The organism is Ensifer sp. ENS08, assembly GCF_014852195.1.
GTDB classification, from domain to species: domain Bacteria; phylum Pseudomonadota; class Alphaproteobacteria; order Rhizobiales; family Rhizobiaceae; genus Ensifer; species Ensifer adhaerens.
Genome location: NZ_JACVBF010000044.1, coordinates 1 through 1,470, shown reverse-complemented (window position 1 = coordinate 1,470; position 1,470 = coordinate 1). Strand labels below are relative to the sequence as shown.

Below are 1,470 nucleotides of genomic sequence, written 5' to 3'. Positions count from 1 at the left end.
AAGGAGGTGGCATGAAAGAGACCGCGTCCGCTGAGAGAACGGATCACTGAGATGCAGGTGATGATTGAGGGACAGCCACGCTTCCGGCCTTTCGGCTTATCCTGTTGGGGTTTTGGAGATCTCAACACGGGAGTTGGAAGCATGACTGCGTCCTATGATTACCATATCGGCGTTGATTACCACAAATCCTATAGCCATCTGGTGGTGCAGGACAGCAGCGGCAAGACGCTGCGCTCCGGCCGGGTGAAGAACGATCGCCAGTCGCTCGGCGGGTTTCTCGAGCGGTACCGCGAAAACAGCCATGCGGTTGTCGAGGCGACGCGCAACTGGATGGTTATCTACGACTGGCTCGACGACATTTGTGATGATGTCGTTCTCGCCCACCCGTTGAAGGTCAAGGCGATCGCCGACGCCAAGATCAAGACCGACAAGATCGATGCGACCGTGCTGGCGCATTTGCTGCGCGCCGACCTGGTGCCGGAAGCCTGGGCGCCAAGCGAGCGGTCGCGGGACCTGCGTGTCGCCCTGCGGGAGCGGATGTTCTACGTGCGGCTGCGCACGATGACGAAGAACCGCATCGTCACGGTGTTTGATCGCTATCCGGAGCAGACGGCGCAATTGAAGACGCTCGGCGATCTGTTTGGTAAGGCCGGCCGCATTCAGCTTTCGCAGGTCAACGTCTCTGAGATCGACCGCATCCAGATCGACCGTGGCCTCGCTTTCATTGGCGACATCGATGAGCGGATCAAGCAGTCGGAAGCGACGATCCGGGCGATGACCAAGGCCAATCCCAACGTGAGGCTGTTGAAGACGATCCCCGGCATCGGCGAGTTCTTCGCCCGTCTGATCGACGCGGAGATCGATGACATAGCGCGGTTCCGCAACCCGAAGAAGCTGGCCGCCTATGCCGGGCTGGTGCCCTCGACCTATTCGAGCGGCGGCAAGACCTATCACGGCAAGATCATCAAGCAGGGCAACAAGTGGCTGCGCTGGGCTTTTGTCGAAGCGGTCACCCCGGCGATCGCCAGCGATCCACAGCTTCGCGCCCAATATGAGCACCTGAAGATCAGAGGAACCAACAAGGCGCGTGTGGCGATGGCGCGCAAGCTTTTGACGATCGCCTTCCAGATCCTGCGCGACCAGCGCGCTTACGAGCCGCGCGGCGAAAGCATCATCACGGAAGGCGCGTCAATGAAATCCCGACTGTCCTGATGACTTTCTAGCGAGCCTAGCAGTGCCGGGCTGCGCTCCTCAAGGAGAATGGGAAGCCGGGAGCCGAACGCCACTCTGTGACCGAAGCCAAGCCATCAGGTCACGCATTGGAGAATGGTTCAGAACCGAAGGACGGCCCTGTCCAGCGGAACGAAGACCATTGAGCCGATCGGCAAAAAAGGCCGGTCAGAACAAAACCGAACCCAAGGAAAGCCGCCAACTCAAGGCGTTCTGCCCCTTGCGTTCTTTCATTGGAGA

General features: G+C 59.6%; 1 protein-coding gene. It reads left to right on the top strand.

The features are described from left to right. Window positions 1–141: 141 nt before the first annotated feature. Window positions 142–1,212, top strand: a complete 1,071-nt coding sequence (locus tag IB272_RS34400; RefSeq protein ID WP_192373398.1) for an IS110 family transposase — start codon at window positions 142–144, stop codon at window positions 1,210–1,212. Window positions 1,213–1,470 lie beyond the last annotated feature (258 nt).